Source organism: Iodobacter arcticus (assembly GCF_042664895.1).
In the GTDB taxonomy this organism is placed as follows: Bacteria; Pseudomonadota; Gammaproteobacteria; order Burkholderiales; family Chitinibacteraceae; genus Iodobacter; species Iodobacter arcticus.
In genome coordinates this window covers 70,246-93,149 of the sequence record NZ_JBHTBQ010000019.1, presented here as the reverse complement: position 1 = coordinate 93,149, position 22,904 = coordinate 70,246, and the positions used below count along the sequence as shown (strand labels likewise).

The 22,904-nt window shown below is 50.2% G+C and carries 19 protein-coding genes; 5 read left to right on the top strand and 14 right to left on the bottom strand.

All coding sequences use genetic code 11. The features are described 5' to 3' along the window. Positions 1-113: 113 nt before the first annotated feature. A complete protein-coding gene (purM, locus tag ACFQNF_RS11655; RefSeq protein WP_380188131.1) occupies positions 114-1,151 on the bottom strand; it encodes a phosphoribosylformylglycinamidine cyclo-ligase in 1,038 nt (345 codons plus the stop codon). A gap of 183 nt (positions 1,152-1,334) precedes the next feature. Between purM and hda the strand changes: the two genes are divergently transcribed. Beyond that, a complete protein-coding gene (hda, locus tag ACFQNF_RS11650) occupies positions 1,335-2,012 on the top strand; it encodes a DnaA regulatory inactivator Hda (protein WP_046351689.1) in 678 nt (225 codons plus the stop codon). Between the two features lie 58 nt (positions 2,013-2,070). Here hda and ACFQNF_RS11645 read toward each other — a convergent pair whose 3' ends face one another. Together ACFQNF_RS11645 and ACFQNF_RS11640 are read right to left on the bottom strand one after the other, a co-directional pair. After that, on the bottom strand, positions 2,071-2,721 hold the full coding sequence (locus ACFQNF_RS11645; RefSeq protein WP_380188130.1) for a type II secretion system protein: 651 nt from the start codon (positions 2,719-2,721) through the stop codon (positions 2,071-2,073). Between the two features lie 105 nt (positions 2,722-2,826). Continuing rightward, entirely contained in the window at positions 2,827-3,264 is a 438-nt protein-coding gene (locus ACFQNF_RS11640; protein WP_380188129.1) for a DciA family protein, read from the bottom strand. Positions 3,265-3,293: 29 nt separating this feature from the next. Between ACFQNF_RS11640 and ACFQNF_RS11635 the strand changes: the two genes are divergently transcribed. After that, complete coding sequence (locus ACFQNF_RS11635) at positions 3,294-4,193, top strand: M23 family metallopeptidase (RefSeq protein ID WP_380188128.1); 900 nt, start codon at positions 3,294-3,296, stop codon at positions 4,191-4,193. A gap of 261 nt (positions 4,194-4,454) precedes the next feature. Next, positions 4,455-7,193 carry a preprotein translocase subunit SecA gene (gene secA, locus ACFQNF_RS11630; RefSeq protein WP_380188127.1) on the top strand — a complete coding sequence of 913 codons (2,739 nt, stop codon included), beginning with the start codon at positions 4,455-4,457 and terminating at the stop codon, positions 7,191-7,193. A gap of 68 nt (positions 7,194-7,261) precedes the next feature. Here secA and ACFQNF_RS11625 read toward each other — a convergent pair whose 3' ends face one another. The 11 genes from ACFQNF_RS11625 to ACFQNF_RS11575 form a co-directional block, all read right to left on the bottom strand. Further along, positions 7,262-8,008, bottom strand: coding sequence for a type II secretion system protein (locus tag ACFQNF_RS11625; protein WP_380188126.1), 747 nt, complete (start codon positions 8,006-8,008; stop codon positions 7,262-7,264). Next, positions 8,005-9,474: a hypothetical protein gene (locus ACFQNF_RS11620; protein ID WP_380188125.1), complete on the bottom strand. Its 1,470-nt coding sequence runs from the start codon at positions 9,472-9,474 to the stop codon at positions 8,005-8,007. The genes ACFQNF_RS11625 and ACFQNF_RS11620 overlap by 4 nt, the downstream gene beginning before the upstream one ends. Then, complete coding sequence (locus ACFQNF_RS11615) at positions 9,452-9,751, bottom strand: hypothetical protein (protein WP_380188124.1); 300 nt, start codon at positions 9,749-9,751, stop codon at positions 9,452-9,454. The genes ACFQNF_RS11620 and ACFQNF_RS11615 overlap by 23 nt, the downstream gene beginning before the upstream one ends. Beyond that, positions 9,748-10,335, bottom strand: a complete 588-nt coding sequence (locus tag ACFQNF_RS11610; RefSeq protein WP_380188123.1) for a hypothetical protein — start codon at positions 10,333-10,335, stop codon at positions 9,748-9,750. Before ACFQNF_RS11610 ends, ACFQNF_RS11615 begins: the two co-directional genes overlap by 4 nt. Continuing rightward, positions 10,332-11,888, bottom strand: coding sequence for a hypothetical protein (locus ACFQNF_RS11605; RefSeq protein WP_380188122.1), 1,557 nt, complete (start codon positions 11,886-11,888; stop codon positions 10,332-10,334). Before ACFQNF_RS11605 ends, ACFQNF_RS11610 begins: the two co-directional genes overlap by 4 nt. Next, positions 11,885-13,081, bottom strand: a complete 1,197-nt coding sequence (locus ACFQNF_RS11600; protein ID WP_380188121.1) for a type II secretion system F family protein — start codon at positions 13,079-13,081, stop codon at positions 11,885-11,887. Before ACFQNF_RS11600 ends, ACFQNF_RS11605 begins: the two co-directional genes overlap by 4 nt. Positions 13,082-13,447: 366 nt before the next feature. Continuing rightward, positions 13,448-13,942, bottom strand: coding sequence for a hypothetical protein (locus ACFQNF_RS11595; protein WP_046351679.1), 495 nt, complete (start codon positions 13,940-13,942; stop codon positions 13,448-13,450). A gap of 21 nt (positions 13,943-13,963) precedes the next feature. Further along, positions 13,964-15,670: a GspE/PulE family protein gene (locus ACFQNF_RS11590; RefSeq protein WP_380188120.1), complete on the bottom strand. Its 1,707-nt coding sequence runs from the start codon at positions 15,668-15,670 to the stop codon at positions 13,964-13,966. Between the two features lie 121 nt (positions 15,671-15,791). After that, on the bottom strand, positions 15,792-17,183 hold the full coding sequence (locus tag ACFQNF_RS11585) for a tetratricopeptide repeat protein (RefSeq protein ID WP_380188119.1): 1,392 nt from the start codon (positions 17,181-17,183) through the stop codon (positions 15,792-15,794). Then, on the bottom strand, positions 17,180-19,018 hold the full coding sequence (gene mshL / locus ACFQNF_RS11580) for a pilus (MSHA type) biogenesis protein MshL (protein ID WP_380188118.1): 1,839 nt from the start codon (positions 19,016-19,018) through the stop codon (positions 17,180-17,182). Before mshL ends, ACFQNF_RS11585 begins: the two co-directional genes overlap by 4 nt. Positions 19,019-19,487: 469 nt before the next feature. Beyond that, a complete protein-coding gene (locus ACFQNF_RS11575) occupies positions 19,488-20,807 on the bottom strand; it encodes an ExeA family protein (RefSeq protein WP_380188117.1) in 1,320 nt (439 codons plus the stop codon). Positions 20,808-21,263: 456 nt separating this feature from the next. On the opposite strand from ACFQNF_RS11575, the gene ACFQNF_RS11570 reads away from it, so the two are divergent. After that, on the top strand, positions 21,264-22,073 hold the full coding sequence (locus ACFQNF_RS11570; protein WP_380188116.1) for an ABC transporter ATP-binding protein: 810 nt from the start codon (positions 21,264-21,266) through the stop codon (positions 22,071-22,073). Then, on the top strand, positions 22,066-22,860 hold the full coding sequence (gene mlaE / locus ACFQNF_RS11565; RefSeq protein ID WP_231743303.1) for a lipid asymmetry maintenance ABC transporter permease subunit MlaE: 795 nt from the start codon (positions 22,066-22,068) through the stop codon (positions 22,858-22,860). The genes ACFQNF_RS11570 and mlaE overlap by 8 nt, the downstream gene beginning before the upstream one ends. Positions 22,861-22,904: the final 44 nt, after the last annotated feature.

Genomic DNA, 22,904 nt, shown 5'->3' with positions numbered 1-22,904 from the left:
AAGTCTCAAAAGAGAAAGGGCGAGGTAAAAGTTCCTCGCCCTATCTGTAGAGCTTTAAACGGCCATTTTATCAAATATTGATAAAATGGCGGGTTTCACCCGCCCTACAAAGATTAAGCAACTTGCGTCTGGTGCTCATCACCTACACGGGCACGAATGCTGCCCATGGTATAAACGGTTTCGCCTTCTGCTTGCAGCAGAGCGATCGCTGCATCGGCCTGGTCTGCCGCCACAATCACCACCATACCCACGCCACAGTTAAAGGTGCGGTACATTTCTTGCGCTTCCACATTGCCTTCTTTTTGCAGCCATTGGAATAACTTAGGCATGGTCCACGATTTTGCATCGATGGCAGCAACTACGTTATCTGGCAGTACACGCGGTACGTTTTCGCTGATCCCGCCGCCAGTAATATGCGCCATACCCTTGACTGGCAAAGCTTGCATTAGCTTCAACAGCGGCTTCACATAAATACGTGTTGCGGCCATCACCACATCAGCAAGGCTCTTACCACCGTCGAATTCCGCAGCGTAATCGGCTTCAGCACGATGCATAATTTTGCGAATCAAGCTGTAGCCATTGGAGTGTGCGCCGTTCGATGCCAAACCAAGCACCACATCACCCGGCGCAATATCGTCGCCAGTAATGATTTTGCTTTTTTCGACGACCCCGACGGCAAAGCCAGCCAGATCGTATTCGCCCAGCGGATACATGCCCGGCATTTCAGCAGTTTCACCACCAATGAGTGCACAACCAGCCTGCTCACAGCCATGAGCAATCCCGCGAATCACTTCAGTTGCATTCGGCACATCCAGCTTGCCGCAAGCGAAGTAATCGAGAAAGAACAATGGCTCGGCACCTTGCACCAAAATATCGTTCACACTCATGGCAACCAGATCAATCCCCACGGTATCGTGGCGATTTAGCTCGAAAGCGAGCTTCAGTTTAGTGCCTACACCATCGGTGCCAGACACTAAAACAGGCTCTTGGTATTTTTTACTGATTTCGACTAAGCCGCCGAAACCGCCAATGCCACTAAGCACCTCTGGGCGCATGGTACGCTTGGCGTAGGGCTTAATATTTTCAACCAACTGATCGCCGGCATCGATATCGACACCCGCATCGCGGTAGCTCAAGCTTTGATTGGTCATGCATGGCCTCGTGAAACTGGCAGCGCCACTAGGGGCTTCTGCGCTAGAATGGCGAACATTCGTTATATTAGTGCAAGTGTAACGCCCAATTTGGGGTACGCCTGCCGCAAAGCCAGACATTTTATCGCATCTTGTGAAAAAACACCCGCACGCTTGTCATCGACCTCTTGGAGCCCCTCCCGCATGAAGCAACTCGTGCTGGATCTGCAACTGCCAGCCCTGCCCTCTTTTGAGGATTTTATCCGTGGTGAAAACGCCGAGCTACTTTATCAGCTGGGTTGTTGGAGCCTTGGCGAGGGAGACGTGCGCTTTCTCTATTTATGGGGAGAACGCGGCAGTGGCAAGAGCCACCTACTCGCCGCCGCGCGCGCCATGCTGCCCGCCGACACTCAGATATTTTTTACCGATGCAGCCCACGACGCCCTGCCCGCATCATTGCCCAAAGAAGCGGCGCTAATCGTAGACAACGTGGATGCGCTTAGCCGTGACGAACAAATTCGCCTGTTTGATCACTTTAATACGCTGAAAGACGGCGGAGGCCTACTGCTAGCCGCAGGGCCTAAGCCACCCATGCTACTGCTACTCAGGCCCGATTTAACGACTCGTCTGGGCTGGGGCTTGGTGTATCAGCTCAAACCATTATCCGACACCGACAAAGCCGCCGCCCTAAAACGCCGCGCCTATGCCTTGGGGTTTGAGCTGGGGGATGATTTAGCCGATTACCTGCTGCGCCACGCCTCGCGCGATTTGCCAACTTTGTATCAGCATTTAGATGCGGCCAATGATTTATCTTTGACCGAAAAAAGACCTGTGACGGTTTCTTTGCTACGGGAAGTGTTGCGTGGGGATTGGACGGAGTAAAGCAATAAACCGCCCAGTTCCAAAATATTTACTCATGAATACAAAGACATAATGCAATTTAAGGCAGTAAACGTAATCCCACGTTAACAGTACCAGTGCGCGCCCAACAATCCGTCGCATTGGTGTACAGCGGGGCTGTCGTGCTTCTTACTGTTGTACCTGCCGCCGCTGCAGCTGCACCACTATCGCCATTGTCTATTAGTCGATCTAAAGCACACACAAAACGAGAATCCGCCACTGCCGCTGCTGCAGTCAATGGCACTGCAGCAGCGGTAGTAAACGATAAATAGTTTGTTCCCGCAGGAGGGAAAAATGCGGACGTAGAAACCGAAACAGCCCAAGGCACGCCAAAAGGCGACTGCACATCAGCAGCAGACAATAAATTAGCATTTTGTAACAAAATTATTGCAGCATTCGCTTCCTGCGCGGTATTGAGCAGTCCATTCTTCGCTCCAGCACAAGGTACAAACGCCTGCCCCAAAGTGATCAAACCACACCCATCCCCAGGATAAGCACCATACCTTTCAAAATAAATATTAAATGCGGCCTGAATTTTATTGTATTGCGTGGCGATACTCTTCACCTTCGCCCCATCAATCAAATCCTTGCCTTTAAACGCCATCCCCAAGATCAAACCAATAATCACCAGCACAATGGCTAGCTCGACCAAAGTAAAACCACTTTGCGTAGGTTGATTTTGCTTCACCATTGTCCGGCTCCTTCATCAATTTAGTCTCAAAACGCATATGGCCCCACTTTTTTAAAACCATTTCATTACAAGGCCTTACGGGTTTTATAGACTAAATATTCAGGATCAACTGCCTTTGCTGGCATGACGCTCTAATAAAGATTCAATGGCCTTTCGTAGTGGCCCTTCTTCTAATGTGTCAGCCAGCTGAGAGAACGCAACGCATGCGCCCTGCTTCAGGTGTAAGTCTTTGCTTCGCATGGCATTTGTGCTTTGCAAGCCAACTTGCACCTTGGGCTGAACTACGGTAGCTTTCCATCCGCCGGCTTGCAGTGCCGCAAGAATCTGAGGCGCGTTCAGACGCACTCTTGATGCCGCAGCACTGCCACTTACACCAATTAATAAAGTATCGCCGGACCAAGCCACTCCAAGACAATGCCCCGCCATCGCTGGCGGCAGCACCGCACGCACTTGGGCTAATACGCTCGCCAAATCATCAACCTGATGCATCAGGCTGGCGAGCTGCCTGTCGTGCCCAACTTGCTTCAGAGTGGTTTTTTTCATGATTGAGGCTTCGCGAGGCTAAGTATTTAATGAATGTTATCGTGATTTCTAATCGTCTTGGCAAAGCTGTTTCTTTAGATGCCAAGCAAATTATCTTACTGGGGCTGGTGGCACTCGTGGCTATCTCTTCACTCACATTTACCATCACTGCCTTTCTTCGGCCGGGGCAAAACCCAGCACTTTGGCGCTTTATGCCAAACGCCAATCAAAATCGCCAAGCCGAAATCGATGCCTTAGCGATTCGCGTTGGCGAATTGCAAGCCAAGCTACTCCGTTTAGATGGTTTAGCAAGCCAAGTGGGCGATAAAACCGGCATTGATATCAAGCCTTTTTTATCTAATCAAGCGGTGCCACGTGGCGGTATACAACACACGGGCACGGCGCTAACCGCCATCAGCCTGGGCCATGAAATTGATGCGGCCAACCAAAACTTAAACGCTAGGCTTGATCAGCTGTCTTTGGCAGAAAGTGTTTTACTGCGGCCTAAAGCATGGCAATTGCCCTCTAAAGCGCCGCTCAATGTCGGCTTACAATCATCCAGCTTTGGTAAGCGGATTGATCCGTTTAACGGCAATCAGGTCTTTCATGAAGGCATCGATTTTGTGGGCGATAGCGGCACGCCTATTATGGCCGCAGCCAGCGGCAAAGTCAGCTTTGCGGCCTTCCATCCCCAATATGGTAATATGGTTGACCTAGATCACGGCAATGGCATCACAAGCCGCTATGCTCACGCATCTAAGCTTGAGGTAAAAGTAGGCGAGCAAGTCAACGCTGGCCAGACTATTGCCTTACTAGGAAGCACAGGCCGCTCTACCGGGCCACATCTGCATTTTGAAATTCGTTATAAGGGCATTGCGCAAAACCCCCTGCGCTTTATTGGCCCTGCCACGAATGAAGTTAATATTGCTGCGACAAAATCCGGCGATTGATCTTGAATTTTGATTGAAACGGTAGCATCTACGGCGGATTAGCTAAGTTGTAAAACGAGCGAGAAGCCCGAGGACAAGGCAAAAAACCTCGAAAAACCTCGAAAAACCGGAATTTACAATTGTAAATGAGGATTTTGAGAGGTTTTTTCGACGCGAAGCTAGTGCATAGCTAGTAGTAATCGGGCTTTATAATGCGTTTTACAGGATGCTTATCCGCCGTTGTCACAATAACCGGGCCTAGCCCATTGCTGGTAGCTTTAGATGATTGCAAATTTGCTCAAAAAAGTTTTCGGAAGTCGTAATGACCGCCTGCTCAAACAATACGGCACCATCGTAAAGCAGATCAACGCCCTTGAAGCGGGCATTGCCGCTCTTTCCGACGATGACTTGCGCGCCAAAACGGAAGAATTCCGCAGCCGCGTCGCCAAGGGTGAAATACTTGATCAAATTCTGCCAGAGGCCTTTGCTGTTTGCCGCGAAGGCTCTAAGCGCAGCTTAGGGATGCGCCACTTTGACGTGCAGCTGATGGGTGGCTTAGCACTGCACCAAGGCAAGATCTCTGAAATGCGTACGGGTGAAGGTAAAACGCTGGTCGCCACGCTGCCTGCTTACCTGAACTCCCTGTCCGGCAATGGTGTACATGTCATTACCGTGAATGATTACTTGGCCAGCCGTGATGCGGCCACGATGAGCAAGCTTTATAGCTTCTTAGGCCTGTCTTGCGGTGTAAACCTCGGCCAAATGCAGCACGACGAAAAACAAGAAGCTTACGCCTGCGATATTACCTACGGCACCAATAACGAATTCGGTTTTGATTACCTGCGCGACAATATGGTGTTCACTGTGGGTGAGCGCGTGCAGGGCAAGCTGAACTATGCCATTGTCGACGAAGTCGATTCGATTCTGATCGATGAAGCTAGAACGCCCTTGATTATCTCTGGCCCAGCCGAAGACAGCGTCGAGCTTTACCAACTGGTTGACGATATTCCCGGCCAGCTGACCCGCCAGAGCGAAGAAGAATCAGAAGGTGATTTCTGGGTAGATGAAAAAGCCCACTCGGTACTGCTTTCAGAAGCAGGCCACGAAAAAGTGGAAGCCATCCTCACCAGCAAGGGCCTGTTAAAAGAAGGCGATAGCCTGTATTCCGCTGGCAATATCAGCTTGGTGCATCATCTGTATGCCGCTATGCGCGCCCACGCCCTATTCCTGCGCGATCAGCATTATGTAGTCACCGACGAGGGCGAAATTGTTATCGTCGACGAATTTACTGGCCGTTTAATGTCGGGTCGTCGCTGGTCTGAAGGTCTGCATCAAGCCGTTGAAGCCAAGGAAGGCGTAGAAATCAATCAAGAGAACCAGACTCTTGCCACGATTACCCTGCAAAACTACTTCCGCATGTATACCAAGCTATCCGGTATGACCGGTACGGCCGATACTGAAGCTTACGAATTCCAGCAAATTTACGGCCTAGAAACCGTGATTGTGCCAACCAACCGCGATATGGTGCGGGACGATAGGCAAGATCAGGTTTACAAAACCGATCGCGAAAAATACAACGCCATCATCACCGATATCAAAGGCTGCCAAGAACGCAAACAGCCCGTCTTGGTGGGTACAACATCGATTGAGCAATCTGAATTGCTCTCCGAAATGCTGACTAAAGACGGCTTTGAGCACAATGTGCTAAACGCCAAACAGCATGCTCGCGAAGCCGATATCGTCGCCCAAGCGGGTGCGCCCGGCGTGATTACCATTGCCACCAATATGGCCGGTCGGGGTACAGATATTGTGCTTGGCGGTAATATCGAGCGCGAAATTAAAGCCATTGAAGCCGATGAAGAATTAAGCGAAGCCGATAAGGCAGCGAAGATCACGGCAATGAAAGCAGATTGGAAAATCATCCATGATGCCGTTGTTGCAGCGGGTGGTTTACATATTATTGGTACCGAGCGGCACGAATCACGCCGTATCGATAACCAGCTGCGTGGCCGTTCTGGCCGTCAGGGCGACCCGGGTTCTAGCCGTTTCTACCTATCACTGGAAGATTCGCTGCTGCGTATTTTTGCAGGGGACCGTGTAGCGATGGTGATGGATCGCCTGAAAATGCCTGAAGGCGAGCCTATCGAAGCGGGTATGGTTTCCCGCGCTATTGAATCAGCTCAACGTAAAGTAGAAGGCCGCAACTTCGATATTCGTAAGCAATTGCTGGAATACGACGATGTATCTAACGAGCAGCGCAAGGCTATTTACGGCCAGCGTAATGAAATCTTAGAAAGCGAAGAAGTCAGCGAAACGATCGGCGCAATGCGCGACAGCATGGTTTCCGATCTGTTTGACACTTATATCCCTGCCGATTCGATGGAAGAGCAGTGGGATGTTGCCGGTTTAGAGCGTGCGCTGAGCGAATTTAATATTGATCTTGCCGTCGCCGACTGGATCAAAAGCGACACCACGCTGACCATTGAAGCCATGAAAGAGCGTGTGCAAGTTGCCGCTGCCGAAAGCTATAACCAGAAAGTTGAAATTGCAGGCGAACAGACTTTCCGTCAATTTGAACGCTCGGTGCTCTTACAACACGTGGATCAAAGCTGGCGCGAGCATTTGTCATCTCTTGATCATTTGCGCCAAGGTATTCATTTGCGCGGCTACGCACAAAAAAATCCTAAGCAAGAATACAAGCGTGAAGCGTTTGAGCTGTTCTCTCAGCTTTTAGAAAACATCAAACGCGAAGTGATTCAGATTGTGATGACGGTACAAGTGCGCTCACAAGAAGACCTAGAAGCAGTACGCCCGCAAGAAGTGCCTGCATCCGCACTGCAATTCAATCATCAGGAATTAGAAGCCTTATTGGCCAGTGGTGATGAAGAGCAAATCAAGGCGGCACTGATGCAAGCAATGGAAGGCGGTGCAAAAGTACAGTTCTCCGGCGTAGGCCGCAACGACGTCTGCCCTTGCGGCTCTGGCAAAAAATTCAAGCACTGCCACGGGCAAATTGCTTAATTGATTACTGCCACAAAAAACCCCGAAGCGTGCTTCGGGGTTTTTTTATGGCCAAACAAACCAGCACATCAAGGTAATTTGCCTGCGGCCAGCATTCTGCTCACTAAAATAGACGGGCTAATCCACTCGCTGATGTCATCGTATTCCTCATCTGCGGGGCTACTGCTATCGTCTTCAACCCGTAGCTTACTGACAAAAGTAAGGTCATTATCGGTATTTTCCTGCTCATCGGTCGAGCCCGCCCCCCCATTAGGCGGGCCATGGCGATAATGCATCACCACCACCGCCACCACATTCGCAGCTAATGGTGTAGCCGCTGCGGCTGTTGCATTAATCATAATATCGCCACGGGAGCAAAGCATAAAACTCATTCCCTGAGGAGCTACGCTGCCAACAGGGCAATTTGCCCCCAACGTTTGATTGCTATCTGTCGCTACTGGCGGCACCGATGGTGGGCCACTGTCTGCAAAATCAAGGCTTACACGATATCTGAACGGCTGATTAAACGGATCGCCAGCGCGGCTAATTCCCAGGGTAGACCAGGGCACCACGCCCTCGGCAAGATTACAGCTCAGATTAGCTAATCTGTCTTCAAGGCCGGTATTGGCGGCAGGGTTGGCCGGGCATGGCAAATGCCCGTATTGCACAGCAAACCCCAGCAGAGATTCTTTGATTTCAGCTAACTGCGCACGCCCGTCGCGCATTCTTTGGCTATCGGTTTGCGCGCGAAAGGCCCCCAGCCCACCTGCCAACATAATGCCGACAATCACCAGCACGATGGCAATTTCAGCCAGCGTAAATCCTTTATTTTTCATGGCCTGTCCTTCATGGCCTCTACCCATTGAACACCAACACGATGGTACAGCCTGTCATTACCCGCATCAGCAGCCCCCAACTTGGCGTATTGATCTGCTTGTGGCGGCAAAATATCCCACGCACGGCGATTAATATCAGGTGCCACAACATAGCTTGGCACTAAATCCAGATAGTTATTTAACAACATTTTATCTGCCGCCAAAGCACGCATTTGCCCGGTTTTCGCCACCCCTGCACCTATCATTACGGCATTCACAACCCCTGCTGGCAACTGCATATTTCTTAATTGCAGCGCGAGCGGCAGAGGGCAGCTCGTGGTGTTGGCCACCGCATAAAAAAACACTTGCTCCCAGCGATTACGATAAAGCCAGTCATATTCCAGCAGCACCCGCTGCCAATCGGCCTGATTAGGCACACTGGCGGGCCGGTTTAAAGGATTCACCAAGTAGCCAGGTAAAACAGGGGCCAAACCGACTCCTGTTAAAGCAATAGATTTGGGCGCGCGGCCCCGGCAAGTGGCTGGATCAGGAATACATCCATTGCTATTCACGGCAGCAATGTCTGCACAGCCTGCATCAGCCGGGCTAGCTGGATTAGGTAAGCCCCCCAGAGCGGGAATCACTTGCACAGCCCATAAATTAAGGAGCTGCTGGTACTCTTTTGCTGCGCGTTTTTCTAAAGGTGCAAGCAGCTCGCTACGCCGGATAGTGATAATTCGATCATTCAGAGTTGGATTAGTACTGCTATCTAAACGAGGCCCATCCAGAAACCGCCCCTGAGTCAGATTGTAATTTGCATAATTATTGGGCACGCCAAGACAAGTGCCGCCAACGGTGAGCCGGTTACATTCAAAATAATTATTGGGGTTTCGCTGCTGGGCTGCCGTATTGCGATTCTGCCCCCCCAGCGCAGCGCCAGGAGCCAGAATCACCACCACCACCGGGTCTTCTGCACTTGATAAGCTTTGCCCGCCATTATTTGCGGCGGCCTGAAACCAGGGATTAACACCTGTGGGTGCCGTATCACTATTAAGCGGCACATTTCTTCTTTCTTGAAAACCGTCGACTACCGCCATCCACAAAGGCTCACCCGAGCTATCACGCAATTCGGCTGCCTGATAATTAAGCCATGGAATCCGGCCAATACGAGCAGCAGCCCCTGCACACGCCGCACCATTTAAGCCGCTTTGCCCGTAGCTCGCTTCACCCTGCACATTACGATCCGGACAAAAAAATTCGCCGGGGCGGGTAATCGGCACGGTATTGCCCCGCTTGGATAAAGCCTCGGCTAATAAGATTTGCTTGGCCTCTGCCAGCACACTTTGTGTTTGCTGATCACGGTAAAGCTTAAACATATGATGGCTAAAACCGGCCAGAATCGCCCCGGCAACGCCCAGCCCCACAACCATTAGCAACAGCAGGGCAATGGCACCACGCTGAAAATTAGCGATCCGACTGGTAAACATCGCGTATTGCACCGCTTTGGCGGCTCAATGTTTGCCCTACTTTAAGCCCCGCAGGGATAGATGCCTGGCTTATTTCACCATTTAGCCAGCGCAATTTTTTACCCCGGCTGCGAATTTCACCATCAAAATGCAGCGTGTCTGCAAAAGCGGCCCCTGCCTGCACTTGCGCTAAATCGCCTCGTGCCGCAGCGCGGTCAGCGGGGCTAAAAAATAAACGCCCCCATTGGGCCTGTGCAAAAGGGCAATAAAGCAGCCAGAACAAAATAAAATACTTCATTGACTTACCTCGCCTTCAGCAAGCAACACCGAGCCTATGCTCAGCCACTCAATATCACACAGCACTTTGATCACCGCGTCCTCACTGCGTGTCATCTGGCACTGCTCCACGGCAGGCCAGCCAGCCAGCTTACGCAAGCCTGCCAGCACGCTAGAAAACACCTCTTCATCTGCAGGCTCAAAACTCAGCATCATTTTGCTGCCGTAAAGTTGCACATTTTCTGCTTTGGCCGCAAAAGCGCGCTGAGCTTCAAATCTAAACGATAGATTAAGCTCAGGCGCATTGCGATGTAGCTCGGTGAGGTGCTCAATCCAATCTAGCCTATGCTCGCCATTTAAAACGCCCCGCTGGCTTAAGGTCTGATAAAGCGAGCGGTATTCTCTGGTGTTATTCCAGGCGCTTTCCTGGCTATCTGCCTGCAAAGTTAAACGTTGCACATTGCTACGCAAGGCTTGCTGCTCACTCTGCGCGTGCCATAAATAAATATGCGATAAGCCAATCAATAGCAGGGCCAAACCAAGGGCAGCGCCTCCCAGAATTAAATCATGTCGAATCAATGGCAAGGCTTGTAGATCGAGTTTCATGGCGCTTTTTGCTCCCAGCTCAGGCGCAAAGAAAAATCAACCCGCTTGCTGTCCGGCGGCACTAATTTTCCTTCCAGCCCCACTTCTGAGCTGGTATTTAAAGGCAAAATAAGCGCTTTAACCTGAACGCCGGGCAAGCGAGATAAACGCTGGCTTAGCCGCTCAACACTGGCAAGTGCCCGCCGGTATTGCAAATCAAAGGGCTCAACCCGGCCTGATAGCTCCAATATCACAGGCGCTGCTACCGGGGCCGAAGCCCCCTCTTCTGCCACTTGCACCGCAGCCGGGTCAGGTGGCGCGCGGCCAGAATTCCAGCGCAATTCATCCAGAACCAGCTCAGGAAAATCCAGCAAAATCTGGCTCACCTGCTGGGCAGGCGGCTCCACACTGGGCCAGGTTAATAATTCATGGGTGTAAAGCTCATAAGCCCCCTTCATGGCAGCAGGATCACTGGCCTTGCTTTGTTTAAGCAAATGGCCAAAATGCCGTAAGCGCTCATCAATCTGGGCCGTTCTTTTCAGCGATTGATTAATCGAAGCTTGAATATCACCCGCCTCTTGCACCAGAAGCGCGCTCCACAACATGGCCAATATTAAGCAGGCAAAAGAGCCCCAGCGCAGCGCTATTCCCCGCTTGCGCCAAGTGGCATGAATCAAATGCCGGGCTTGGCCATAATGATTAGCCGGCGGATGCAGCTCTAACCAGCTGCATAATAAATTAAGCATCGAATCGGCAGGCGGTAAACGCAGCTTTTGTGCCAGCAAATTCAAGGGCACATTGCTCACCACAAATTGAGCCGCCTCACCGCTCTTAGCCAAATGCTCATCAATAGCGCTTTGGCAATCCAAACCTGCGGGGGCCACCACGGCCAGCTGCAATTTATCGTCACGCCCTAGCAAACGCAGCGTTGATAAATACTGCCTAGCCCTCAGTGCCTCAAGCACAATCACATCGGCTAATCGCACTGCATCTTGCAGATCCTCGTCTTCTGGCAGGCTACTCACACGGCTAAATTTAAGGCCGTCGGCGGCTAAATAAGTCTGCCGCATCCCGCCACCCGATGTAAAAGACACCAATAAATAATGCTCAAGGCCCAAGCCCGATTTATGCATCATTTCCCCGGCCAGCAGGGCCGCAGAATAGATCCCTTGCAGAACTATTTTTTTGGCTAATAAGGCATTCACAATGGCATCGATCGGCGGAACCAAGGTAAGGGCAGACATCAGCACCTTATCCTGCCCGCCTGATTTAGCTAAGCTCTGCACAAAGGCACGCCGGTAAGGCGTAGTACGGTAATTTTGATCTAATCGTCTGGCTAATAAGGCATTGCGATCGCTGCGCCCGAGGTGGGGGATTGATTCCAGCTGAAAATCTTCCTCAACCACATCGACTAAAAGACTAAACACAGCTTCTTTCCAAACCTCCAGATAGCCTTCAAAAGCCTCTTTACCCGCATCATCTAAAGCAAAATGCGCATGTTCAAGCAGCTGATTTTTTTCCAAATGAAAGGCAATCAGCCGGGTATTAGATAAGAGAAGTGTGTAGTGGCTCATCGCAATTTACTGATGGTATCGAAAATAGGGCCAAGCACTGAGGACATAATCCACGCCAGAATCAGGCCTAGCACCACGGTAAGCGATGGCTCGATCAGCGCCTGCACACGCTCAATTGATTCTTTTACATCACGGTTATAAAAATAAGCGACATTGAGCAGGGCATGATCCAGCTGGCCGGTGCTTTCCCCTACTTTCAGCATGCGCAGCACCAGAGGCGGAAACATTTCTTCCTGACTAAAACTGGCCGTAACCCCCTGCCCCTCCCTGATTTGCGCCTGAACTCGCTGCAATGATTCGGCCACCACGCTATTACTGACAATCCCTTCCGATATTTTGATGCAATCCAGAATAGGAATCCCTGCGGCATACATCAGCGCAAAGAAATTAGCAAAACGCGCCAGAATAATTTTATGCAAAATAGGACCAAATGGCGGGATTGTCAGCTTCCAGCCATCAAAACGGTGCCGGAACTTTGCATCGTGCCTTAAACGCAAACGAAATATAAAAAACAAAACAACCGGCGTGCTAAATAAGGCCCACCAGTAATGGATAAATATATTTGAAACGGCAATAAGAATACGCGTATTGAGTGGCAACGTTTGCTGCATAGCTGCCACAAAAGAAACCAATTGGGGTACTAAATAAATCATTAAAAATGTAATTACCCCCACCACCAATACCCCGACAAAAGCCGGATACATCACAATTTTTTTTGTTTGCGAAATCAGCTCGTCCTGCCACTTTAATGAATCGCTTAAACTCAGCAATACATCGGGCAATTTTCCACTGGCCTCACCCGCCCGGATCAGATTCACATAAATCAAATCAAATACTTGGGGATGAGCTGCCAGCGCCTGTGAAAACTGCCGCCCACCTTCGATATCTTCAATTAAATTAGCAATCACTTCACGAAAACGCGGCTCTTCCAAACTATCGCGCAAATCAGATAAACCTTCCAGAATCGATACCCCGGCACGGGTAAGCTGCTCCATATGAAAAGTAAACGTAATCAGCTCGCGCCGTGTCACTTTCTTGCCGCCCAGCAAGCCTCCCACCGGAGCGGCCTTACCCGCGATCAGGCTTAGGCCGATCCGCTCCAGACGCAGCTCTAAATCAGCCAGATTATTCGCCTCTGACTTGCCCTTCTGGATCAGGCCTGCATTGTTTACCGCACGATAAATAAACTGCATCTAGCTCCCCAAATAAACAGTGCAAAAGGCGACTTCCTATCATGTCATTCGTAGGGTGCTAATAAAGCCGAGCGCTTTTTGCTTGGCTGCATTACGCCGCATGGCTTGGCTCCCACACGGTGCAATGCTGGAGCCTCAGACTTATTGCACCCTACTGTTAGAGGCGGTTTTATAGGGGGTGCAAGTCGTTTTTCTTGCGCACCGCTCTTCACAATTACAAATTGTTAAATCATCGTAGGGCGGATGAAACCCGCCAGACTTGGGCAGAAAACACTAGGAAACGGCGGGTTTCACCCGCCCTACGAAAAACATTTCACTTAAATTGATGGGATTGGGTTTTACCTGCCCTCTATAAAACCCCTTTAATCACTCCGACGGATTAAACCCCCGTTCCATGAATACTCCGCCGCCCCGTGGCGCTTCTTTCTCGTAGAGGATTTTTTCTAACTTCAGCAGGCAATAAGCATTCAGTGTGAGGTTGTGTTTAGCAGCTTGTGCGATGAGCTGTGCTTTGGTCATTTTGTCTATACGCAGCGTCAGTGTGGTCGTATCGGCTTCACTGCTGGATGCAAAAATTTTTTCCTTGCGCCACGGGCAGTATTTTTCTACCCACTCTTCTGCCTGCTCTAGCGTAATCGGCGTCAGCACGTCAATTGGCCCCCGTTTATCCGCATCCATATAGGGGTGAGGAATATTATGCTCAACCAGAAAATACTGATCGCGCTTGGTGCGATACAGCTCAATTAAATGTGGCACGCCTTGCTCGTCTTTTGATTCGGTATGCATATGGCAATTTAATGCGGTGCGCGTGTTGTAGGTTTTGCCATCAATCACACGCGAAATATGTTCACGGACATACATTGCAATCCTCCTTTCTAAGTCTCAGGCAACCCTGTCGGTTAAATCGATCACCCGGGAAATCTCGGCCAACGAGGTCAAGCCGTCCAGCACATGGCGGCAGGCATCGTCGGCCATGGTTCTAAAACCCTGCGCTTCGGCAGCCTTTTTCATTTCTAAGCGAGTGGCGTGCCTCGCAATCAACTCATCCAATTCAGCGCTCATTTTTAGGACTTCCATCACCGTTAAACGGCCCTTATAGCCTTGGTGATCACACTTGGGGCAGCCACTAGAGCGATACAGCGTGATCGGCTCGCCCTCAGGCGCGATGCCCAATAAGCGCCGCTCAAAAGCATCGGGCTCGTAAGGCTCACGGCAGAGCGGGCACAGTTTGCGGGCGAGGCGCTGGGCGATAATGCCGATGATATTGCCCGCCAACACATCGGGCAGCACGCCGATATCCAAGAGGCGCGGAATCGAGCCGATGGCGGAGTTGGTATGCAGGGTTGAGTAAACTTGGTGGCCAGTCATGGCGGCGCGAAACGCCATATCGGCGGTATCACGATCGCGGATTTCGCCCAGCAAGATAATGTCTGGGTCTTGCCGCATCATTGAGCGTATGCCGTTCACAAAATCCATTTTGGCGGCTTCATTCACCGAGGTTTGCCGCAGCATAGGAATCGGATACTCCACCGGGTCTTCCAGCGTCATGATGTTCACGGCTTCGGTGTTGACGCTGCTTAAAATCGAATAGAGGGTGGTGGTTTTACCCGAGCCGGTGGGGCCGGTGACTAAAATAATCCCTTCCGGCCGGGCAATCATCAACTGCAATAAATAAAGGTTTTCTTTGCTCAGGCCCAGCTTATCCAGCTTCACCAAGCCTTTTTGCCGGTCTAAAATCCGCAGCACAATATTCTCGCCCCAAGTGGTGGGCTGCGCCGCCACCCGAAAATCCAGCGGGCGGCCAGCGAGGGTGAGCGAGATTCGGCCATCTTGTGGCGAGCGGGTTTCGGCGATATTCATATTGCTCATCACCTTCAGCCGCACCACCATCGCTGGCCAATAGGTTTTATGCAGGGCGCGAATTTGCCGTAGCACGCCGTCAATACGATAGCGAATCCGCACAAAAGAGGATTCAGGCTCGAAGTGGATATCCGATGCGCCACGCGTGCAAGCATCGGCCAGCAGTGCATCAATGAGCCGCACCACCGGCTGGTTGTACTCGGCCTCGGCGTGTTGCAAGCTGGCCCAGTCGATCACACCGGTTTCAATTTCATTCAAAATGCCGTCGATCGACAACTCAAAGCCATAATATTGGTCGATGGCATGGACTAAATCAGATTCCGCAGCCAGCAGTGTTTCCAGCTCGTACTTATCTTTTAGCAGCATGCGAACCTGATCAAGTGCGACCAGATTATTAGGATTAGACATCGCTAGCGTCAGCTTATTCCTCTCCAGATCAAGCGAAACCGGCAGCAACATATGCCGCTTAGCGACCTCTTTGGGCACCAGCTTAATCGCCTGCGTGTCGGCCAAAATCTTGGACAAATCGACACTGACCTGCCCCAGATTTTCTGAAAGGGCATCACGCAAAATACCTTCGGAGACAAAGCCCAGCGACACCATCAATTTGCCCAAAGGCACGCCACTACGCCGCTGCTCAAACAGGGTGATGCGCAGTTGATCTTCTGACAGCAGCCCTTTGGATACCAGCAACTCGCCTAGCGGAAGCTTTCTGACTGGCGCGTTCATAGTGATTCCAATGCTTGCAGCAAGCTAGGCCAATGACAACGGTGCTGTAGGGCGGGTGACACCCGCCAAACCTTGACATGAGATGCTAAAGAACGGCGGGTTTCACCCGCCCTACGATGGCTCATTGCGACTCCAAAGCTTTCAATCTTGCTTCGGCGATCGTTCGATCGAATGAGCCTTTCCCTGCTAAAGCTTGCCGGTAATACCTTGCTGCGGTTTTATTCTCTTGTAAGTGCTCCAGACTGATCGCTAGGTTAAATGCGTAATCGGCATTGCCCACATCAAGGATCAGCGCTTGAAAATACGCGCTCTGAGCCTCGCTCCAGCGATTCTGCCCCGCGTAAAGATTAGCTAGGGCAAATGCAGCATCGGCATGCTGCCCTGAGAGCTGGCGTAAACCTGATTCTGAATTCTCATTGCCCGGCGTGAGCGAATACAGAGCGGACTGAGCCACTTCATCTCTCGGATAAAGCGACAAAATTTGCCGATAGAAATGAGCCGCCTCAGCCCCTGCCCCCCGCTTAATCGCAACAGCCGCCATCCCCAGCAAGGCATCACGATTACGCGCATCTAGCTGCAACATGCGGCGGTAGCCCTCTTCAGCGGCTCGGTAATCGCCCTGTTGAAAAGAGCGATACGCCATTGCCAGCGGCAGGGGTACCGCGGCTTCAGCATTTTGCGTATCAAAGCGAATACCCGCACCATTGGGCGCGCCAGATCGCTCCTCCACACTAGCGGCATCTCCCTTAAACACCGAAGCCCGTTTAGCCAGCGTTGCTACGGGGGGCGTCAGGGCTGAGGCCGCCGATGCAATCGGTGCTGCGGGCAATGAGGCCATCTGCGCCACGGGCAGCGCGGGTGATGGAGGCGAGATAATGTCAGGTTCAGCAAGCGGCGCAGCCGCAGCGGGCACGGAAGGCATGACAGGCGACACGCTGAGCGACTGATATTGCCACCAGAAATAGCCCCCCATTGCGCCAGCAATAACCACACCACACAACACCAGCCATGGAAAGGTTTTAGAGCGCAAACGCGGCTTGCTTAGCGCTTGTGCGGGCGATGCAGGCACAGGTGGCGGTGGAGACACCGTTGGGGCCAGCGTGGCAAGGGGTACAGCTTGCGGCTCCACTGGAGGAGGTGATGCTGCAGCTTTGAGCCAGCTTTCTTCTTCCGGTACGGCCACTTGCACAGGTGCAAGCGGTGGCTCGGGATCCGCCAGCAGTGGCTCGGTGGTTACCGGAACAGGCTCAGGAATCTCCTCCTTCTCAGCGCTTATCTCTACAGGTACAAACACCCATTCTTCCGGCATTTCAACAGCGGCACTTGCTTCTAAAGAGACTAATGGTGCAGCGGCATCCACTTGGGCAATAAGCTCTAGCGGGCTGCTCAGGCCCTTCTCTGGCGTCGCATCTTCCGGCTCATTTGCTATAGCAAGCTCTTCGTTCAGCCCGGCGGCTTCACGCAAGCGCTTCGCCTCCTCGGCTTTTTTCAGGGCTTGTAATAGTAAGCTCATGGTTTAGCTCCCAGTGGCACACTCCCCGCCTGAAAAGCCGATAAATCATGATCTGCTTCATTCTTAAAAAACTGATCATTAGGCAAAAACTGCTGATAATTGCCCAAATCCGTACCGCTATCTTTAATCAGCACCGGCCTTAAAAATACAACTAATTCAATTTTTTTCACTTGATCATTGCGATAACTAAATAAATCACCCACATAGGGCATACGAGACAAACCCGGTACGCCTTGCCTATCATTATTTAAAGAATCCTGAATTAATCCGCCTAAAATAGCCACCTGCCCGCTGGCTACTTTTAAAGTGGAATCAAATTCTCTGACTTGTAATATCGGCACTAGGCTTTTAATTTGAGTATTATTGGCCGCCGCTAAAATCGCTACCGCAGGATCTTCAATAAATGAATTAATATTGGTAATGGTTGGCCTTACATTGAGCGCAACCTGGCCATCTTCAGATATTTGCGGTGTAACCTGCATAACCAAACCAATCGGCACGGTATGCAATTCACTATCATACGTTGCTTGCGTGGTGACTTTGCCATCGGTAATCACTGGCGGTGTTACTTTTATCGTAAAGTAAACTTGCTCTTCAACGACTTTCATCACGGCTGTTTGATTATTTAATGCCATAATTTTTGGGCTGGATAACACACGCGTGCGGCCAAATTGCTCTAGCATTTTTATTGTAAAATTAAATGTACCGCTTAAAATACCGCCAGCCTTGGTATAAGAAAGAATACTTAATGGGGCCGTGCCTAGATTATTAGCCAGAGATTTTTGCTGGAAATTTAATTGATTATCGGTTTCGCCAATCCGGCTCCAATCTACACCCGCCTGATACTGATCAGAAAGCAAAACTTCAACAATCGTCGCCTCAATCAGCACCTGCCGCAGAGCGCCGCCTTGTACGGCATTTAAATGCTCAGCCACTTTTGCGTGTTCTTTCTGGCTGGCTCTGATTGTAATCACCCCTGTTTCCGGGTTAAGAATAACGAGCCGGTTGCTATTTAAATCTACAGGAGGGGGCGCTTTATTAATAGGCAAGGATTCGCCTGATTTTAATTTTTCTATTTCAAGATTAATTTTATTAGTTTGTGCCACATCCTTTGCTATTTTTGCAGCATCTGCTGCTGTTTTAACAACTTCTTTTTTATCTGTAGATTCATTGTTTTTGACCGCCTGTGCACTTCGATCTTGCACAATACTGCCAAGCTGCGCACCAGCGCCTTTTGAATCTGCCGATACACCCAATAATTCTTTCAGGTTGTTTTCTATTTGCTTCCATAACTGGTGCTCTGCCAGCATCTCAATTTGTGTACTCGAACTATTCCCAGAGCCAGAGCTGCCACGGCCACTCACCGAATTAGCCAGCGTTACATTCGATTTAACATTTCTAGATAAATTAAAATAATTCATCTTATATGTTTTTAAATATGGAAAATCAGGTGTAACCGTTAATACGCCGTTTTCCAAATCCCAACGTAAATCAACCTGCCTGCTCATCCGCTCAAGGATTTGCGGTAAAGTTTGATTAATTGCGTTCAGAGTAACGCTGCCGCTTACCCCCGCATGCACGTCTACATTGATTTTTGCATCGCGCCCCAAAGCAAACAAAATTTCATTTACAGGCACATTGTGCACAACCACACTATAAGTGGCGGTTTTTGCTGCGGCCTGAGGCTTAGGTAATACCGGGCGGCTCATTACAGGTTTAGGAATCTGGCTGGCAATCGGTTTTGATTCTAAATGGCGGCCGTTTTCAACTTGTAAGCCTGATTGACCTGCACAGGCCGTTAATAAGAAAAATAGAATTAGAATTTGCCACCGCATTATCAGCACTCATGCAAAGTATCGGTATTGCAAAGCCCAGATCATTGCCCTGATCGAGCCAACCCTTTAAATATATAGAAGCTGATTATGCTTCTTGTTCAAACTTATTATAAATATCGTAGGGCGGGTGAAACCCGCATATTTATTCAGCATTGCTCGCAGGTTTTATCCCAATCCTATCAACTTAAGGTGAATTCGTAGGGTGGGTTAGCAGTCTGCGTACGAGGTTTTCCTCGCTCAGCGATAATCGCGTAACCCAACATTCTTTTGCGCCAAATGTTGGGTTACGCTGATTTATCCGCCCTTTAAATAGGCGAATAAACCAGCTAACCCAACCTACAAAAGCATCATTTCCCTTTGGCTTTACTTAAGTTGATAGGATTAGGTTTTACCCGCCCTACCAATTCAAACGCCGAATCCAACGCTCAAGAAATTCATTACACAAAGACATAATCAGGTTTTATTTAGCTTACAAATTCCATAACTCGTCCCTCATTCCACCCACGGTGCGCAGAATCGGTTTATTTTTTCTAAAATATTCAGGCAATGCCGCCATTGCCGACTTAGCTGTGCTTTTATCCGGAAAAAACCCATAAACCAGCCCCCAGCCCTTTTTTCCTTGCACTTCTGCCGGGTAAATAAGCAATTGATCCTTGGGTAAATACTGGCTGGCTTGTGCTAGAAATTTTTCTAGCTCTTCCCCACGCTCCCTATTCGTCACCAACAACATCACTGCGGTATTGTGGACTTCGGCCCGGTTTATTTTTTGCCGTGATTCAGTGAGCTTTTGCCGCAAAGCCGCTGAGAGCTGCATATCTGGTTCCAGCACTTCAGGCGAGCTGCTAGCCAGTTGCAAAGGTGCTGATGCCACGGGGCCCACCGCAACCACGGGCTGATGCGGGGCCTGCGACAAGCCCGCCCATACACCGCCTGTCATGACTCCCGATAGCAATACCCAGCCCCAGATTGCTTGCTTTTTAATCGGCTTAAATGCGCTGTCTTTCACTGCCGCTTTAACATGCTTAGCACTCACAAAATGCTCGCTATGGCTAAACGCGGCCATTAGGGCTTTATCGGCCAGAATATTAATTCGCCGCGTTAAGCCTTCCGAAGCGTGGTAAATCGATTTAAGCGCCTCGGCTTGAAACAACTCCGGCCCGCGATAGCCAGCCGTGCGCATACGAAATTCGATATAAGCTTTAATATCTGTGGCTTTAAGCGGGGCCAACTGAAAAGCGTGCGTAACCCGCTCCCGTAGCTGACGTAAATCCTGTTTAGCCAGGCGATCATCAAGCTCTGTCTGGGCAAATAAGACAATCTGCAATAATTTATGATGACCATGATCCAAATTAGACAGCAATCTGACCGCCTCTAAGCTTTCAGTTGGCATGGCATGCGCTTCATCGATCAAAATCACCACCTGCCGGCCTGCCGCAAACCGCTCAAGCAAAGCCGCTTGCAAATCTCTAACTTTAGCGCTGGTGTGCGTTGCATCGCAGGCTATGCCTAAATCGTCAGCAATCATCAGCATCAGCTCATCGGGCTTCATCACTGGGTTGGCGATATACACACTATCTACATTGGCAGGCAAACGCTCAATCAGCACCCGGCACAGCATGGTTTTGCCGCTGCCTACTTCTCCCAGCACCTTGACCAATCCTTCCCCAGCCAGAACAGCGTAAATCAAGGCCTCAAGGGTAGCGCCCCGTTCAGCACCCACAAAGAAAAACTCAGGATGCGGTGTGATCCGAAATGGCGGCTCGTTTAAACCAAAGTGCTCCAAGTACATAGGTAATCCTGTCTAAGGATGAACGCTTGCTTTCATACTAGTACGTGGATTAAGTAAAAATTGAACAAATATCTTGATGAATAAAGTTATGATTTGTTTTCTGAATAAATACCATTTACTTACAAGGCATATACAGCCCAACCACCACCGCTTAAACAGAGCTGGCAAAAGACGCTCGATCACAAGATAAGATGCACAGATCAGAAGCACACATTCTCCAGCAAGCAGAATGTTGTTTTTTAGTTTTTTGGAAGCCTTTAAAACCAAGGCAAAACAGGCAGGGGCAATATAAAAATACGGTTAAATCCTGTGCCTGTAGGAAGAAAACAAGTTTCCCCGGCACGCCAGCTTTGTTGCATGGCAATAATTCCATACATTTTCATACAAAGTTCATCTACCTGCTAAGGCGATACCCACCTACAATAGCTCTCTTTTATGCCAAGAGTATCGTCTGCCATGCCCTCCTCACTGGTTCAATTTGAGAATGTGAGCTTTGCTTACGGTGAACGTCCGGTGCTTACCGACGTATCGCTGAGCATTAAGCCTGGGCAAGTGGTGGCCATTATGGGCGGATCTGGCTCGGGCAAAACCACCATCCTCAAATTGATCGGCGGGCAAATCCGGCCAGAGCAAGGCAAGCTAACGGTAGCCGGCAATGATGTAGCCACCCTAAACGAGGCCGCGCTTTACGCGATGCGTAAAAAGCTGGGTATGTTGTTTCAGTTTGGCGCGCTGTTTACCGATTTATCGGTATTCGATAACGTGGCTTTTCCACTGAGAGAGCGCACAAATCTGCCCGAATCCATGATTCGTGATCTGGTGCTGATGAAGCTCAACACAGTAGGCTTACGCGGTGTAAGCGATCAAATGCCTTCAGAATTATCTGGCGGTATGGCAAGACGCGTTGCGCTGGCTAGGGCAATTGCGCTTGATCCTGCAGTCATGCTTTATGATGAGCCATTTACCGGGCTAGACCCTATTTCGCTGGCCACCATTGGCAAGCTGATTCGCAATTTAAACGATGCGCTGGGCACCGCATCGGTGATCGTGACACACGATGTAGAAGAATCACTGTCGATTGTGGACTACGTGTATTTCTTAGCCGACGGAAAAATTGTGGCCGAAGGCACACCAGAGCAAGTTCGCGCATCAACTCACCCGTTTGTCAAACAGTTTATCAACGGGGAAACCGACGGCCCTGTGCCTTTCCACAAACCCGCTGCACCCTATGCAAGCGACCTGGGATTGGAGCCACGCCGTGCTTAATTTTTTATTTAATACCTTATCAAAACTGGGCCGACCGTTTAGCAACGTCATCATCAAGCTAGGCTTTGCCTGCCGCTTTATGCTGGCTATCTTGCGTCATTCCCCCACCTCTTTACTTCGATTTCAGCTTACAATGCGTGAAATCTGGTTTGCAGGGGTGCTATCGGTATTGATTATTTCGGTATCAGGCTTATTTGTAGGCATGGTACTGGCTCTGCAAGGCTTTGATACCTTACAGCGCTTCGGTGCAACCGAATCGCTGGGGATTTTAGTGGCTCTGTCTTTAGTCAGAGAGCTTGGCCCAGTCGTGGGCGCTTTGCTCTTTGCCAGCCGTGCAGGATCGGCCATTACGGCTGAAATTGGCTTAATGAAAGCCACAGAACAACTAGCTGCCATGGAAATGATGGCGGTGAACCCCATCGCCCGTGTTGTTGCACCACGCTTCTGGGGCGGTGTGATTTCTATGCCGCTCTTGGCCGCCATGTTTAGCGCCATGGGTATTTTTGGTGGCTATCTGATCGGGGTAAAACTACTTGGTCTTGACGAAGGTGCTTTCTGGTCACAAATGCAGAGCGCTGTTGATTTCCGTCAGGATGTAATCAATGGCGTTATCAAGAGCGTGGTATTTGGTATTGCCATCTCCTTGATCGCTGTCTTTGAAGGGTATGATGCGCCGCCCACAGCTGAAGGCGTATCCGGGGCCACCACACGTACGGTGGTGACCAGCTCTCTGGTTATTCTGGCGCTGGATTTTGTCCTAACCGCCTTTATGTTCAGAGGGATATAAACAATGGTTTTGTGCTTGGTTACGGCTCAAACAGCGTAAACCAA

Coding starts and splice junctions, on each gene's coding strand:
- purM (WP_380188131.1), bottom strand. CDS start 1,151: ATGACCAATCAAAGCTTGAGCTACCGCGATGCGGGTGTCGATATCGAT.
- hda (WP_046351689.1), top strand. CDS start 1,335: ATGAAGCAACTCGTGCTGGATCTGCAACTGCCAGCCCTGCCCTCTTTT.
- ACFQNF_RS11645 (WP_380188130.1), bottom strand. CDS start 2,721: ATGGTGAAGCAAAATCAACCTACGCAAAGTGGTTTTACTTTGGTCGAG.
- ACFQNF_RS11640 (WP_380188129.1), bottom strand. CDS start 3,264: ATGAAAAAAACCACTCTGAAGCAAGTTGGGCACGACAGGCAGCTCGCC.
- ACFQNF_RS11635 (WP_380188128.1), top strand. CDS start 3,294: ATGAATGTTATCGTGATTTCTAATCGTCTTGGCAAAGCTGTTTCTTTA.
- secA (WP_380188127.1), top strand. CDS start 4,455: ATGATTGCAAATTTGCTCAAAAAAGTTTTCGGAAGTCGTAATGACCGC.
- ACFQNF_RS11625 (WP_380188126.1), bottom strand. CDS start 8,008: ATGAAAAATAAAGGATTTACGCTGGCTGAAATTGCCATCGTGCTGGTG.
- ACFQNF_RS11620 (WP_380188125.1), bottom strand. CDS start 9,474: ATGTTTACCAGTCGGATCGCTAATTTTCAGCGTGGTGCCATTGCCCTG.
- ACFQNF_RS11615 (WP_380188124.1), bottom strand. CDS start 9,751: ATGAAGTATTTTATTTTGTTCTGGCTGCTTTATTGCCCTTTTGCACAG.
- ACFQNF_RS11610 (WP_380188123.1), bottom strand. CDS start 10,335: ATGAAACTCGATCTACAAGCCTTGCCATTGATTCGACATGATTTAATT.
- ACFQNF_RS11605 (WP_380188122.1), bottom strand. CDS start 11,888: ATGAGCCACTACACACTTCTCTTATCTAATACCCGGCTGATTGCCTTT.
- ACFQNF_RS11600 (WP_380188121.1), bottom strand. CDS start 13,081: ATGCAGTTTATTTATCGTGCGGTAAACAATGCAGGCCTGATCCAGAAG.
- ACFQNF_RS11595 (WP_046351679.1), bottom strand. CDS start 13,942: ATGTATGTCCGTGAACATATTTCGCGTGTGATTGATGGCAAAACCTAC.
- ACFQNF_RS11590 (WP_380188120.1), bottom strand. CDS start 15,670: ATGAACGCGCCAGTCAGAAAGCTTCCGCTAGGCGAGTTGCTGGTATCC.
- ACFQNF_RS11585 (WP_380188119.1), bottom strand. CDS start 17,183: ATGAGCTTACTATTACAAGCCCTGAAAAAAGCCGAGGAGGCGAAGCGC.
- mshL (WP_380188118.1), bottom strand. CDS start 19,018: ATGCGGTGGCAAATTCTAATTCTATTTTTCTTATTAACGGCCTGTGCA.
- ACFQNF_RS11575 (WP_380188117.1), bottom strand. CDS start 20,807: ATGTACTTGGAGCACTTTGGTTTAAACGAGCCGCCATTTCGGATCACA.
- ACFQNF_RS11570 (WP_380188116.1), top strand. CDS start 21,264: ATGCCCTCCTCACTGGTTCAATTTGAGAATGTGAGCTTTGCTTACGGT.